Below are 13013 nucleotides of genomic sequence, written 5' to 3' on the forward strand. Positions count from 1 at the left end.
GAACCTTAGCAACCATGCACGAAGAGCAAAGTATAGCTTTATCCACAATTTCCGCTGTTTTCAACAGGCTTATCCACAGCCAGCTCCCGTTTGTCCCGTTCGATGGCGGCATAGGCGGAATGCTTGTGAATAGATTCGAAATTCTCCGCTTCCACGGAAAACCAGGTGATGTTGTCTATGGCAAGAAGCTTCTGGGTCGCCTCGCGCACCATGTCCTCCACGAATTTCGGGTTTTCGTAAGCCCGTTCCGTGACCAGCTTTTCGTCCTCGCGCTTCAGCAGTGAATAAACCGGGCTGGATCCGCATCCTTCCACGATCTCGATCAAGTCCTCAATCCAGATGAATTCCCGGTAGCGGACCTTGACCGTCATGATGCTGCGCTGGTTGTGTGCGCCGTACCGCGAAAGCTCCTTGCTGCAGGGACAGAGGGACGTCACCGGCACCTTGATGCCGAGGACGAAATCGAAATGGGAGGAAAGGCTGGCGCTGAACTCGCAGGTATACTCCATGAGGCTTTTGGCACCGGAAGCCGGAGCCTGTTTTTCGATGAAGTAGGGGAACTCTATCTCCAGGTGGGCGGTGCTAGCCCCCAGTTTTTCCTTCATCTTCTCCAGCATGGCCTCCATCTTGTCCAAGGCGATCTCCTCGCGGTAGACATTGAGGATCTCGATGAAGCGGCTCATGTGCGTCCCCTTGAAGTGATGGGGCAGGTCCACGTACATGTTGATCCGGGCCACGGTGTGCTGGATGGACTTGTTCTTGTCCATGACAACGATGGGATAGGAGATGTCCTTGACCCCCACCTTGCCGATGGGGATGTTGCGGTTATCGCGGGATTTCTGCATGTCCGGCATGACGTCGGTTTCTTTCACTTTTCTCTCTTCACTCTTCACCCTTCACACCTCACTGCATAGGGGACCGGATCGGCAACACCGGCCTCGGCAAAGCCCTTCAACCTCAGACGGCAGGAATCGCACAGACCGCAGGCAAGCCCTGCGGGGGTCGGATCGTAGCAGGAATGGGTTCTGCCGTAGTCAACCCCCAGGGTAAGCCCGGTGCGAATTATCTCAGCCTTGGTCATGGCAATGAGTGGCGCATGTATGGCAAATCTGCCAGTACCTTCAACCCCTGCCTTTGTGGCAAGGTTCGCCGTCTTCTCGAAAGCGGCGATGTATTCGGGGCGGCAGTCGGGATAGCCAGAATAATCCAGGGCATTGACACCGATGAAAATGTCGAAGGCTCCCAGCACCTCGGCCCACCCTAGGGCAAAGGAAAGAAATATGGTGTTTCTCGCCGGCACATAAGTCACTGGAATGCCTGCTCCCACTCCTTCCTTGGGCACAGCCACGTCTGCGGTGAGGGCGCTCCCCCCCATTTTGCGCAGGTCGAAGCTGACCACCATGTGCTCGGCCGCCCCCATCGCCTTGGCGTTGGCCTTGGCAGTCGCCAGCTCCACAGCATGGCGCTGTCCGTAGTCAAAGCTCATGGCATAGGGCTCGAAACCCTCATGCCGGGCAATCGCCATGCAGGTGGTGGAGTCCAGCCCGCCACTGTATAGAACTACTGCTTTCTTTTTCATCCCGCTCCCTCTGCTTCCCCAAACTAAAAGGCCGCGCCGTTCTCACGGTGCGGCCTCATTGCTCTCTATTCCACGAAACTCTTCAATTTCTTCGCCCGGCTCGGGTGGCGCAGCTTCCGCAGCGCCTTGGCCTCGATCTGGCGAATCCTCTCGCGGGTCACCTCGAAGTCCTGGCCCACCTCCTCAAGGGTGTGATCGCTCTTTTCGCCGATGCCGAAGCGCATGCGCAGAACCTTCTCTTCCCGCGGCGTCAGGGTGGAAAGCACCCGGGAAGTCTGCTCGGAAAGGTTCGCCTTGATGACCGCCTCCAAGGGAGAGACAACCCCCTTGTCCTCGATGAAATCACCAAGGTGGGAATCTTCCTCCTCCCCAATGGGGGTCTCCAGGGAAATGGGCTCCTTGGCGATTTTCAGCACCTTGCGCACCTTATCCAAAGGCAGGCTCATCCGCTCGGCAATCTCCTCCGGCGACGGCTCGCGGCCGATCTCCTGGACCAGCTGGCGGCTGGTGCGGATCAGCTTGTTGATGGTCTCGATCATGTGCACCGGAATACGAATGGTCCTGGCTTGGTCGGCGATGGCCCGGGTGATGGCCTGGCGGATCCACCAAGTGGCATAGGTGGAGAACTTGTAGCCACGCTGGTACTCGAACTTGTCCACCGCCTTCATCAGGCCGATGTTCCCCTCCTGGATCAGGTCGAGGAACTGCAGGCCTCGGTTTGTGTACTTCTTGGCAATGGAGACCACCAGGCGCAGGTTGGCCTCGACCAGCTCCGACTTGGCCAGCTTGGCCTTCCGCTCCCCCTCGTCAATGGCCTGCAGGGCGTTGGAAAGATCGGAGGCCTTGAAGCCGGATTCGTGTTCGATCTTTTTCAGCTTACGCTCGGCAGTCTTGAATCTTTTTTCCAGCTTCTGCACGTCTTCCAGGGAAAGCCCCAGTTTCTTCAGGATCTTTTTCTCATCTTCCGGGCTCTTGGCCATCTTTGCCAGCATGGCAACTAGGTCAGCCGAGGAAACACCTGCTTCCTTCTCCAGGTCGGCAATCTCCTGCATCATCTTGTCGACTTTGTGGGAGAGTTCCTTCAGCCGCTGGGAAATTTTCTCGATGTGGCGGTCCTTGAGGCGGAGTGATTTCAGGAGTTCGGCCATTTTGGCCTTGAATTCCTGCTGTTCGGACACGAGCGCCTCGCGCTCCTTCGCCGGGAGAGTTCCCTGGTCAAGGACGGCGACGATTTCTTCCACCCGCCGGTCGTACTCCCGGATCTCGTCGATGGTTGCCAGCAGGCGGTTTGCCTGGACATCCTCCTCGCCTTCCTCCAACTCCTCCTCTTCCACCTCTTTACTGATTTCAATGGCGGCAATCTGGAACTTGCGCAGCTTGTCCCCCAGGGAGATGACCTCTTTCACGGTGATGGGAGTATTAAGGATAACGCTCGCCACATCCCGTTCCCCCACCTCGATCCGCTTGGCAATCTCAACTTCACCTTCACGGGTCAAAAGGGACACGGAGCCCATTTCCCGCAGATACATGCGCACGGGATCGCTGGTCCGTCCCAGGGTTCCCGGCTCGAATTCCACCTCTTCCTGCTCCCCTTCCAGCTCCTCTTCATCCTCCAGGTCCAGCTTCACCTTGGGGATCTTCACCTTCTGGGCGGAATCGACTATTTCAATATCCATATCACCGAACATGCTCATGACGTCGTCGATCTGTTCGGATGAGACAATATCAGGGGGAAGAAGATCGTTGACCTCTTCATAGGTGAGGAAACCTTTCTCCTTGCCCAGGTCAATCAACTGCTTGACTTCATCCATGTTCTTCTTAGCCATTACTTCACCTCATTGCCGTGTATATCTATAGTAATTGCGATTTCCTGTTTCGCAAGGTATCCAATTTCCTTAATATTTCCCAATATCGCTCCGAATCGGAATCCAGTCTGGCCAGCTCCCTCTTCAGTTCCTTCACTTCACCGTCCTTCAATTGAGACCGGTCCCGGCTCATGCGACACTGGTCGAAGGCCTTTGCTGCATCTATCTCTTCCAGGCGGTCCTCGTCCATGAAAATGGCGGCAAGCCGGCTGCGCTCCTCGGGTGAGCCGATCTGCTCCAGTATCAGCGCCCAGTCTATACCGGCATGGGATTCGCTCTGGGCGATGATCGATTCGGCGACTGGCAAAAGGTCGGCAGAAAAGAGATTGGCCGGACCCGATTGTCGCACCCGTCTGATAACGCCCGGATATTTACCCATCAGGGCAAGGAGCGTCTCTTCAGGGCCGTTGGCACGGCGCGGGGCGCTCCGTTCTTTCCTTGGGGCAAGATCGGCAGCGGTGATGGCCCCCCGGCCGATCTTCCTTTGAAGCTGCCGTAAATCCACCCCCAGCTTCCTGGCTATCTCCTTGACGTAGAGCTCGCGCTCGATGGGGTTGACGATCTTCGCCAAGCGCGGCGCCAACGCCTCTATTATGGCCACTTTCCCTTCGACGGTACCACTGTCGAACTGTCCCAGGAGTTCGGCGAAAAAGAACTCGAATATGGGTCGAGCCTTGGCCAGATGATCGGCAAAGGCCGCAGCCCCCTTGGTCTTGAGAAAGCTATCCGGATCGTCCCCCGATGGCAGCTCTATGACCCCTGCCGGCAGCTTTTCATCGAGAAAAAGCTTCATGCTGCGCAGGGTTGCCTTCTTGCCGGCACTATCCCCGTCGAAGAGGGTATAAACCTTCTTTGCATAGCGCTGCAGCAGCTTGATGTGCCCATTGGTCAGAGCCGTGCCGCAGGTTGCTACTACATTTCTGATGCCGGCCTGGTAGAGGGCCAAGTGGTCGAAGTACCCCTCGACAATGATGCCGTTTTCCTTCTCCCGCATGGCGTGCTTGGCCAGGTTAAGGCCGAAGAGCACCTCGCTCTTGTGGTAAATGGGGGACTCGGGCGAATTTATGTACTTGGGGAGCGAGTCGTCCAGTACCCGCCCTCCAAAGCCGATAGGCCGCCCATGCATGTCGGCAATTACAAACAGCAGCCGGTTGCGGAAGGTATCATAGTGGCGTACGCTACCTTCGCGGCGCTTGACCAACCCCAACTTCTCCGCCAGGTCCATGGGTACACGCTGCTGTTCCAGGTGCCTGGTCAGGCTGTCCCATTTATCGGGGGCAAAGCCGATGCCGTACGCTTCGGCGGTGGCAGCATCTACACCGCGCCTTTCCAGGTAGGCTCGCCCCGCCTCCGCCGCCGGGTCGCTAAGCAGCAGCCGTCGGTAAAACCTCGCCGCCTGCTCGTTGATCCGGTAGAGCAGTTCCCGTTCATCGCTCTGCCGCTTTTCTGAAGCAGTGCGGGGGCGATCCTCGATAGTGACGCCAACACGCTTGGCCAGGAACTTAACCGCTTCCGGAAAGGTGAGCCCCTCTATCTTCATGATGAAGGAGATGGCATTGCCGCCGACCCCGCATCCGAAGCAATGGAAGATACCCCGCGCCGGGTTGACGTTGAACGATCCGGTCTTCTCCCCATGAAAGGGGCAAATCCCCTGGTAGTTGGCCCCCGACTTCCTCAGGCTGACGTAATCCGAAACAACTTCCAGGATCGAGGCCCGTTCCCGTACCTCGTTAACCTTATCGTCGGGAATCATGGACATCTTGAAACCTTCATGGAGCGACAAACACTATTTCTGTCTGCTCGTCCCCGTGCGATGAACCGCAGCGCCATCCCACCCGGCAATGATCTCCCTGCCCGAAGCAATGAACGGCTGGGCCGTCCGGGATCTGAGCAGGTACCCCTTGATCCAGTCCGGTGCCGGCTTGGTGGTGGCAAGATAGAGAATCATGCAGAGAATGAATGCCCCTTCGAGAAAGCCGAAAACAATGCCGCCAACCCGGTTCAATCCACCAAGCAGCATGATCTTGAGAATGGTGGTCAGCAAGTGTCCGAGGAGATAGAAAAGCAGCCCGAGAACAATGAAGATGAGGAAAAACGACAGGACCAGCGCCACACGCTGGGGCAAGTGAATAAAAGGTCTGATTGCTTCCGCAATATATGGATAATATCTGAAGGCAGCCCAGCCCCCAGTAACCAGGCCAAGGAGAGAACATGCCTCTCGCACCAGACCTTTCATGAAACCCTTGACGACAAAACCGATGAGAATGGCCCAGATAAGGATATCAAGAAGGATCATGCAAATACCCGCTGCCGGTTGTAGCCCATAAAGTAAAAAGTAGGGGCAATTACGAAAATCGCCCCCACCTGTTTAAGTAAGCCTGTCGTCAGGAAAGTCTGGTCCTAGCCATAAATCAGGCCAGCTGTTCCTTGACCACATCGCTGACTAATTTGCCGTCTGCGCGACCGGCAACGCTCGGTTGCAGGGCCTTCATGACCCGGCCCATATCCTTTGGCCCCTGCGCGCCGCATTCGGCAATGGTCTTTTTGACAAGTTCCTGCAGTTCTTCACGGGTCAGTTGCTGCGGCAGAAATTCCAAGAGCAGCGACAATTCCCGTTCTTCCTTATCCACAAGGTCCTGGCGCTTTGCCTCCTGAAAAAGCCTTATGGACTCCCTGCGCTGTTTGCAGAGCGTACTGATGATTTCAATGATTTCCCGGTCGTCGAGTTCGTGCTGTCGCTCGATCTCCCGGTTCTTTATCGAGGAGCGGACCATGCGAATTACGGACAGCTTGAGTTCATCTTTCGACTTCATGGAAGCCTTCAGTTCATCATTTAGCCGTTCCCGTAAAGACATAACTACCTCTTAATCGACCATTTTACGTTGCTTCTTCAAGGCGCGCTTGCGAGCAGCGATAGCCTTTTTCTTCTTCTTGATGCTCGGTTTTTCGTAGTGCTCTCTTTTGCGGACTTCGGAAAGAATTCCCGCTTTTTCGCACTGTTTCTTGAATTTCTTCAAGGCAAGCTCAAACGGCTCAGCTTCTTTTACCCTTACTCCCGGCATTCATATTCCCCTCCCTCCTGTATATAAATTTACTTAGTTAACAAGGTTGAGGCCGGCAGACTATTCACAAGGACTATGCATATTAACACCTGTCAGCATAATGTCAAGAAAAACTTTAACGGTTTTTCACCTGCCCCGGGACGCCTTTTCGGCTATTCCGGACATGCCGAACCTGCGGCGAAGTTCGCCGTAGATTTCTTCAGGGTCTATCCCATAGTAGCCCAGTAGCACCAGGGAGTGAAAAAAGAGATCTGCCGTTTCATAGATGATCTCATCACGCGCGCCTCCCTTACCGGCTATTATCACCTCCGTTGCCTCTTCCCCCAGCTTTTTCAGGATCTTGTCAATCCCCTTGGCCATGAGGGAAGCGGTATACGATTGCTCCGAAGGATTTGCCTTCCGCTCCAAGATCACCTGGTAAACGGCCTGCAGGATATCATCGTTCACGTCACTCATTTTTCATTCCTCACTCCTTACCAATCACTAATCACTGTTTAAAGCCTCACCGGCACACCCTTGCCCTGCAGGTATTCCTTTGCCTCATGGATGGTGTATTCCCTGTAATGGAAAATGGATGCGGCCAGGCAGGCGCTGGCCCCCCCCTTGGTAAAGCCGTCATAGAGGTGTTCCAGGTTGCCGACGCCGCCGGAAGCGATTACCGGTATCCCCACGGCGTCGGAGACGGCCCTGGTCAGAGGAAGGTCATAACCATCCTTGGTGCCGTCGCAGTCCATGCTGGTGAGAAGTATCTCCCCGGAGCCGAATTCCTCCATGCGCTGGGCCCATTCAACTGCATCGATGCCGGTGGCATTGCGTCCGCCATGGGTGTATACCTCCCAGCGCGCCTCTCCCGGCACACGGCGTGCATCGATGGCCACCACTGTGCACTGGGAGCCGAAACGCTCGGCCGCTTCCTTGACGAATTCGGGACGATGCACGGCAGCCGTGTTTATGGAAACCTTGTCGGCGCCCGCATTGAGCAGGCGGCGGATATCATCGACGGTCCGCACCCCGCCCCCCACCGTGAGCGGCATGAAGACCCGCTCGGCAGTGCGGCGCACTACATCGATGATGATATCCCGGGCATCGCTGGAGGCGGTAATGTCCAGGAAGGTCAGCTCGTCGGCCCCCTGGCGGTCGTACATCTCGGCAATTTCAACCGGGTCGCCGGCGTCACGCAGCTCCAGAAACTGCACTCCCTTGACAACCCGCCCCCCCTTCACGTCGAGGCAAGGGATGATCCGCTTGGTCAGCATGCGGCCCCCCGCTTGGTCAGAGCGATAGCCTCGGAAAGCTCGATGGCGCCTGAATATATGGCCTTGCCTGTAATGGCACCACTGATCCCGGCAGATTCCACCGCCATCAGGTTTTCAATGTCCCGCAGTGTGGAAACGCCCCCTGAAGCTATCACCGGAATGCTGATCGCTTCCGCCAGTGCCCTGGTAGCCTCGATATTCGGCCCCTGCATCATGCCGTCACGGCTGATGTCGGTGTAGACGATGGCGGCAACGCCGAAGCCTTCGAATTTCTTTGCCAGATCGATGGCCGTCACCCCGGTAACCTCGGCCCAACCCTGCACGGCGACCATGCCGTTCTTGGCATCGATGCCGACGACGATCCGACCGGGGAACTTGGCACATGCCTCCTGCACAAGTTCCGGGTTCCGCTGGGCGGCAGTGCCGATGATTACCCGGCCGATCCCCATGCCCAGGTAGGCCTCGATGGTTGCCAGGTCGCGGATGCCGCCACCCAGCTGCGTCGGGATCTTCAGGGCTTTGACAATGGCCTCGATGGCCCCCCTGTTCTTGGGTTCACCGGCAAAGGCCCCGTCAAGATCGACAATATGGAGCAGTTCCGCCCCCTTGGACTCCCAGACAAGGGCCTGGGCAGCCGGATTGTCGCTGTATACCGTGTCGCGCTCCATGAGCCCCTGCTCCAGGCGGACACATTTTCCTTCTTTCAGATCGATGGCTGGTATGACGATCATTTATTCCCTCTGGACACTAGTTTACGCCTTCAGCTCGGCAAAATTCTTCAGCATCTGTAGCCCCTTTTCCTGGGACTTTTCGGGGTGAAACTGGGTTGCCATAACATTGTCCCTGCGGATGGCCGAGCAAAATTCCATACCGTAGGCTGTCTTGGCGGCTACCACACTCTCGTCGTCCGGTTTAACGAAATAGGAATGGACAAAATATACGTTGGTGCCGGCCTCGACCCCCTTGAAAAGCGGGGAGTCGCCGCACAGCGTCAATTGATTCCAGCCCATGTGCGGCACCTTGAGCGCCTCGCCGTTCTCTGCCAATCCTTCGGGGAAGCGCAAGACGCGGCCGGGAATGACGTTCAGCCCTTTATGGATGCCGAACTCCTCGCTCTCGGTAAAGAGGAGCTGCAGCCCAAGACAGATGCCGAGAAAGGGGCGCCCGTCGGCGATCACCTTGAGGATCGGCTCGATGAATCCCCCCTGCTCCAGGTTGTGCATGCAATCGGCAAAGGCACCGACCCCGGGAAGAACGACCTTGTCCGCCTCCAGGACAACTTTCGGTTCAGACGTAACCGCCGCCTCGAAGCCGACCTTTTCAAATGCCTTCTGCACGGAGCGCAGGTTGCCCATGCCATAATCAATTATCGCTATCATAGAAACCTGTGAGGAGTGAAGAGTAAGGGGTAAGGAGAGGGCATTACGCCTCACTCCTCACGCCTCCCCCCTCACCGATTTTAAAGTTTGCCTTTGGTGGACATGACCCCGGAAATGCGTGGATCATGTTGGGTCGCCTGATCCAGTGCCCGGGCAAGGGCCTTGAAGCATGCTTCCAGGACGTGATGGACGTTGTCGCCGTACATGACGTTGATATGGATGTTGCCGGCCAGGTTGTTGGTCAGGGCCTGGAAAAACTCCCGGGCCAGCTCCACGTCGAACTCACCGATCTTAACCTTGGGAAGCCTGACGTTGTAGACCAGGTAGGGGCGACCGGACAGATCTACCGCAACGCTGGCCAAAGTCTCATCCATGGGGATGGAGGCCTGCCCGTAGCGGCGGATGCCGCTCTTGTCCCCCAGGGCCTGTTTCAGCGCATCGCCAAGAACGATGCCGATGTCCTCCACGGTATGATGGAAGTCGATGTCGATGTCACCCTTCGCTTCCACCTCCAGGTCGAAGAGGCCGTGGCGGGCGAAGAGATTGAGCATGTGATCGAGAAACGGGACGGATGTACAGATCTTTGCTTCCCCGCTGCCGTCGATATTCAGAGAAAGCTTGATCTGGGTTTCTTTGGTGATGCGTTCAACGACGGCTTTCCGCGACATATTCGCCTCCTCCTGGGGATTATTTCAAGCGTTTGCTGACCGATTTCCCGTGGGCTTCCAGCCCCTCCAGCCCGGCGATCCGTACAATGCCCGGGCCAAGCCGGTTGAGCCCCCCTTCGCTGAAGTAGATGATGGAGGATTTCTTGACGAAGTCATCCACCGACAACGGCGAAAAGAAGCGAGCTGTGCCGCCGGTGGGCAGGGTATGGTTCGGACCGGCCAGGTAATCGCCAGCAGCCTCAGGGGTAAAGTACCCCATGAAAATAGCCCCGGCGTTGCGGATCTGGGGCAGAATCCCAAAGGGATCGGCCACCGCCAGTTCAAGGTGCTCGGGGGCTATACGATTGGAAAACGCTATGGCCTCGGCAAGGTTGCCGGCAACGATCACCGCCCCATAGGTCTCCCACGACTTGCGGGCGATGGATTCACGGGAAAGCTGCGTCAATTGGAGCTCCACCTCTTTGGCAACCTTCTCGCCGAAGGCACGATCGGTGGTAATGAGTATGGAGGAAGCCAGTTCGTCATGCTCAGCCTGGGAAAGAAGATCGGCGGCAATGTGAGCGGGATTGCCGCTGCCGTCATTGATCACCAATATTTCAGAGGGACCGGCGATCATGTCGATTCCCACCTGGCCAAAGACCAGCTTCTTGGCGGTCGCCACATAGATGTTGCCAGGACCGGTGATCTTGTCCACCCGGGGAATGGTCTCCGTGCCGTAGGCAAGGGCTGCCACCGCCTGGGCGCCGCCGATCCTGAAAACCCGGTCTACTCCGGCAAGACGGGCCGCCACCAGCACGTGGGGGTTGATCTCGCCGCCAGGAGTGGGCGCAACCATGATCACTTCATCTACGCCGGCAACCTTGGCCGGCACCGCATTCATGATGACGCTGGATGGATAGCTGGCCTTGCCGCCTGGAACATAGATTCCCACCCGCGCAAGTGGCGTCACCATCTGGCCGAGCATGATGTCCGTTTCTTCAGTGGAAAGCCAGGTTTCCTGCTTCTGCTTCTGGTGGAAACGGGCCACCCGCTCCACCGCCAGCTTCAGGGCCGCGATGTCCTCCTCCGCGACCCGGGCAAAGGCCTCGTCGAATTCCCTGTCGCTCACTTCCAGTGACTTGACCGAGTCCGCTTCCAGGCGGTCGAAGCGACAGGTGTATTCGAGTACCGCTGCATCCCCCCCTGAGGCTACCTCTCCAAGGATCTGCCGAACCGTCGGCTCGACCTCCGTATTTATTGCCTCGGCACGATTGAGGATGGTGAGAAACTGGGCCTCGAAATCCTTATCCTTGAAGTCGAGAAATCTCATATGTGCTTCTCCAGCCCTTCGATTATTTCCGTAATGCGCTGGTGCTTCGTTTTCAGGCTGGCCCGGTTGACTATCAGGCGGGTGGTAATTTCGGCAATGGTCTCCACCTCCACCAGACCGTTCTGCCTGAGGGTCTCGCCGGTGGAAACCAGATCGACGATCCGCTCCGACAGGCCCACCAGTGGGGCCAACTCGATGGAGCCGTAGAGTTTGATGATCTCCACTTGAATCCCTTTGCCGGTGAAATATTTTTCCGTAAAGTTGGGATACTTGGTGGCGATGCGGATGTTGGTCCAGCCTGCCGGATCATCGGTACGGGAAAGCTCGGCCGGTTCAGCCACCATCATGCGGCAGTAGCCAAACTTCAGGTCCAGCGGCTCATAAACATCCTTATCCTGCTCCAGGAGCGTATCCTTGCCGACGATCCCCAAATCCGCGCAACCGTACTCCACATAAGTGGGAACATCGGTGGCACGAACGATCATGTAGCGCATGCGCTGCACCGGGTTCTCGAAGATCAGCTTTCGGGTGTCGGAAAGAAGCTCTTCGCAGTCGATGCCGATCTTCTTGAACAGGGCCACCGAATCCTGCAAGATCCGCCCCTTGGGAATGGCAATGGTAATGAAATCGGTCATTCTTGCACCCGCTTAATATCTGCTCCCAGCCCAGCGAGCTTCTTTTCAATGAACTCATAGCCGCGATCAAGGTGGTAAATGCGCGAGACCTCGGTGGTATTGTCCGATGCCAGTCCAGCCAGGATCAGCGATGCCGAAGCGCGCAGGTCGGTAGCCATCACCGGTGCGCCGGAGAGCTTCTTCACCCCTTTGACAGTAGCCGCGTTGCCCTCGGTGGTAATGTCGGCACCGAACCGCATCAACTCGGAAACGTGCATGAAACGGTTCTCGAAGATGTTTTCACTGATGACGCTGGCGCCATCGGCAAGACACATGAGGGCCATGAACTGGGCCTGCATGTCCGTCGGAAAGCCTGGATAGGGGCGGGTCTTGATATTAACCGCATTGATCTTTTTCGGTCCCTTGACCCGTACCACATTGTCCTTGTTGATGATTTCCACGCCGGCATCCTGCAGCTTGAAAACCAGGGCATCCAGATGCTCCAGCTGCATATTGTGGATTTTCACATCACCGCCGGTAATGGCCGCAGCGATCATGAAGGTGCCCGCCTCGATACGGTCAGGCATCATCCTATGTGTTACCGGGCCAAGCTCGCTGACGCCGGTGATGCGGATGGTATCGGTGCCAGCGCCCTCAATGCGTGCGCCCATCTTGATCAGCACATTGGCCAGATCGACGATTTCCGGCTCGCGAGCCGCATTTTCGAGAATGGTTTCGCCTTTGGCGGTCGCAGCAGCCATCAACAGATGCTCCGTGCCGCCGACGGTGGAAATGTCGAAATTGATCCGCGCCCCCTGCAGCTTCTTCGCCTTCGCCTCCACATAGCCGTGGGATAGACTGATATCGGCACCCATGGCCGCCAAGCCCTTCAGGTGGAGGTTGATCGGTCGGGCGCCGATGGCGCAGCCGCCGGGCAAGGAAACGCGGGCCTTGCCAAAGCGGGAAAGAAGTGGCCCAAGGACCAGCACCGAAGCGCGCATGGTCTTGACCAGTTCATAGGTAGCCTCGTGCTTGTCGATGCCCCTGGTGTCGATCCGGACCACGTTGCCGTTGCCCTGGATCGTTGCCCCCAGCTGTTCCATGACCTTGATAGTGGTGTTGATGTCACGCAGGAAGGGGACGTTGCTGAACTCATGCTCCGCCGGAGCGAGAATGGTGGAAACGAAGACAGGAAGGGAAGCGTTTTTCGAGCCGCTGACGGTCACGTCGCCGGAAAGCTTCTTGCCACCGTGAATCACTAACTTGTCCAAAATGATACCT

At 57.0% G+C, this 13013-nt stretch carries 15 protein-coding genes; all 15 read right to left on the bottom strand.

Annotated features, from left to right (window positions below; all coding sequences use genetic code 11):
- Positions 1-38: 38 nt before the first annotated feature.
- Positions 39-854: a GTP cyclohydrolase FolE2 gene (gene folE2, locus ML541_RS01890; protein WP_243370399.1), complete on the bottom strand. Its 816-nt coding sequence runs from the start codon at positions 852-854 to the stop codon at positions 39-41.
- A 35-nt stretch (positions 855-889) separates the two neighbouring features.
- A complete protein-coding gene (gene queC, locus ML541_RS01895; RefSeq protein ID WP_243370150.1) occupies positions 890-1579 on the bottom strand; it encodes a 7-cyano-7-deazaguanine synthase QueC in 690 nt (229 codons plus the stop codon).
- A 65-nt stretch (positions 1580-1644) separates the two neighbouring features.
- Positions 1645-3405, bottom strand: a complete 1761-nt coding sequence (rpoD, locus tag ML541_RS01900; protein WP_243370152.1) for an RNA polymerase sigma factor RpoD — start codon at positions 3403-3405, stop codon at positions 1645-1647.
- 25 nt (positions 3406-3430) lie between these two features.
- Positions 3431-5203, bottom strand: coding sequence for a DNA primase (gene dnaG / locus ML541_RS01905; RefSeq protein WP_243370154.1), 1773 nt, complete (start codon positions 5201-5203; stop codon positions 3431-3433).
- A gap of 27 nt (positions 5204-5230) precedes the next feature.
- Positions 5231-5740, bottom strand: a complete 510-nt coding sequence (locus tag ML541_RS01910) for a CvpA family protein (RefSeq protein ID WP_243370155.1) — start codon at positions 5738-5740, stop codon at positions 5231-5233.
- Between the two features lie 115 nt (positions 5741-5855).
- Positions 5856-6299: a GatB/YqeY domain-containing protein gene (locus ML541_RS01915; protein WP_243370157.1), complete on the bottom strand. Its 444-nt coding sequence runs from the start codon at positions 6297-6299 to the stop codon at positions 5856-5858.
- A gap of 9 nt (positions 6300-6308) precedes the next feature.
- Entirely contained in the window at positions 6309-6506 is a 198-nt protein-coding gene (gene rpsU, locus ML541_RS01920; protein WP_243370159.1) for a 30S ribosomal protein S21, read from the bottom strand.
- 126 nt (positions 6507-6632) lie between these two features.
- The gene (locus tag ML541_RS01925) at positions 6633-6962 is read right to left on the bottom strand and encodes a phosphoribosyl-ATP diphosphatase (RefSeq protein WP_243370161.1); all 330 of its coding nucleotides are present in this window, start codon (positions 6960-6962) and stop codon (positions 6633-6635) included.
- Positions 6963-7000: 38 nt separating this feature from the next.
- Positions 7001-7762, bottom strand: coding sequence for an imidazole glycerol phosphate synthase subunit HisF (hisF, locus tag ML541_RS01930; protein WP_243370163.1), 762 nt, complete (start codon positions 7760-7762; stop codon positions 7001-7003).
- Positions 7756-8493: a 1-(5-phosphoribosyl)-5-[(5-phosphoribosylamino)methylideneamino]imidazole-4-carboxamide isomerase gene (gene hisA / locus ML541_RS01935; RefSeq protein ID WP_243370165.1), complete on the bottom strand. Its 738-nt coding sequence runs from the start codon at positions 8491-8493 to the stop codon at positions 7756-7758. The genes hisF and hisA overlap by 7 nt, the downstream gene beginning before the upstream one ends.
- Before the next feature lie 21 nt (positions 8494-8514).
- Positions 8515-9141: an imidazole glycerol phosphate synthase subunit HisH gene (gene hisH / locus ML541_RS01940; RefSeq protein WP_243370167.1), complete on the bottom strand. Its 627-nt coding sequence runs from the start codon at positions 9139-9141 to the stop codon at positions 8515-8517.
- An 80-nt stretch (positions 9142-9221) separates the two neighbouring features.
- On the bottom strand, positions 9222-9809 hold the full coding sequence (gene hisB, locus ML541_RS01945; protein ID WP_243370169.1) for an imidazoleglycerol-phosphate dehydratase HisB: 588 nt from the start codon (positions 9807-9809) through the stop codon (positions 9222-9224).
- Positions 9810-9828: 19 nt separating this feature from the next.
- Positions 9829-11118 (bottom strand): histidinol dehydrogenase, encoded by a 1290-nt coding sequence (gene hisD / locus ML541_RS01950; protein ID WP_243370171.1) that lies wholly within the window; start codon positions 11116-11118, stop codon positions 9829-9831.
- A complete protein-coding gene (hisG, locus tag ML541_RS01955; RefSeq protein WP_243370173.1) occupies positions 11115-11753 on the bottom strand; it encodes an ATP phosphoribosyltransferase in 639 nt (212 codons plus the stop codon). Before hisG ends, hisD begins: the two co-directional genes overlap by 4 nt.
- Entirely contained in the window at positions 11750-13003 is a 1254-nt protein-coding gene (murA, locus tag ML541_RS01960; RefSeq protein WP_243370175.1) for a UDP-N-acetylglucosamine 1-carboxyvinyltransferase, read from the bottom strand. The genes hisG and murA overlap by 4 nt, the downstream gene beginning before the upstream one ends.
- Positions 13004-13013 lie beyond the last annotated feature (10 nt).

Origin of the sequence: Geotalea sp. SG265 (assembly GCF_022808985.1) — a bacterium.
Taxonomy (GTDB): Bacteria; Desulfobacterota; Desulfuromonadia; order Geobacterales; family Geobacteraceae; genus Geotalea.

Coding starts and splice junctions, on each gene's coding strand:
- folE2 (WP_243370399.1), bottom strand. CDS start 854: ATGCCGGACATGCAGAAATCCCGCGATAACCGCAACATCCCCATCGGC.
- queC (WP_243370150.1), bottom strand. CDS start 1,579: ATGAAAAAGAAAGCAGTAGTTCTATACAGTGGCGGGCTGGACTCCACC.
- rpoD (WP_243370152.1), bottom strand. CDS start 3,405: ATGGCTAAGAAGAACATGGATGAAGTCAAGCAGTTGATTGACCTGGGC.
- dnaG (WP_243370154.1), bottom strand. CDS start 5,203: ATGTCCATGATTCCCGACGATAAGGTTAACGAGGTACGGGAACGGGCC.
- ML541_RS01910 (WP_243370155.1), bottom strand. CDS start 5,740: ATGATCCTTCTTGATATCCTTATCTGGGCCATTCTCATCGGTTTTGTC.
- ML541_RS01915 (WP_243370157.1), bottom strand. CDS start 6,299: ATGTCTTTACGGGAACGGCTAAATGATGAACTGAAGGCTTCCATGAAG.
- rpsU (WP_243370159.1), bottom strand. CDS start 6,506: ATGCCGGGAGTAAGGGTAAAAGAAGCTGAGCCGTTTGAGCTTGCCTTG.
- ML541_RS01925 (WP_243370161.1), bottom strand. CDS start 6,962: ATGAGTGACGTGAACGATGATATCCTGCAGGCCGTTTACCAGGTGATC.
- hisF (WP_243370163.1), bottom strand. CDS start 7,762: ATGCTGACCAAGCGGATCATCCCTTGCCTCGACGTGAAGGGGGGGCGG.
- hisA (WP_243370165.1), bottom strand. CDS start 8,493: ATGATCGTCATACCAGCCATCGATCTGAAAGAAGGAAAATGTGTCCGC.
- hisH (WP_243370167.1), bottom strand. CDS start 9,141: ATGATAGCGATAATTGATTATGGCATGGGCAACCTGCGCTCCGTGCAG.
- hisB (WP_243370169.1), bottom strand. CDS start 9,809: ATGTCGCGGAAAGCCGTCGTTGAACGCATCACCAAAGAAACCCAGATC.
- hisD (WP_243370171.1), bottom strand. CDS start 11,118: ATGAGATTTCTCGACTTCAAGGATAAGGATTTCGAGGCCCAGTTTCTC.
- hisG (WP_243370173.1), bottom strand. CDS start 11,753: ATGACCGATTTCATTACCATTGCCATTCCCAAGGGGCGGATCTTGCAG.